Annotated in this window: 1 pseudogene; it reads right to left on the bottom strand. The window is 37.2% G+C overall.

Features of this window, described 5'->3' with window-relative positions:
* Positions 1 to 328: pseudogene (locus ACHRV0_RS21645) on the bottom strand (hypothetical protein); the annotation flags it as partial.

Raw genomic sequence — 328 nt, 5'->3', positions numbered from 1 at the left:
TCTCCTGCCTCATTTGCATAAGTATAGGTTCCGTTATTGTTGTTTGTTATTGTTGTAACCGTTTCTTTTGCGTCTACAAATTGAGTCAATTCAGTTACAAACTTAGGATCGCTTAAAATTGTGCTTGAGTTATTGATTACATCCGCTACAACATCAATTGTAGTTTCTGTATCATTTTCGCTCTTGTAAACATATTTTCCGTCGTTGGCTGCGTTTTTCTCTAAGGTTGTCAGCGTTTCTGCATCTCCAACCATATCAACAAGTTTTATTACTGTTGCAGATCCGCTTTCTGGCTGATACGTTAATGTTTTTCCTGTCGCATCATAAG

Origin of the sequence: Flavobacterium sp. FlaQc-30 (genome assembly GCF_044005885.1) — a bacterium.
Taxonomy (GTDB): Bacteria; Bacteroidota; Bacteroidia; order Flavobacteriales; family Flavobacteriaceae; genus Flavobacterium.
Note: the sequence above shows the minus strand (reverse complement) of the source record. Positions and strands in the feature narration are given on the sequence as shown.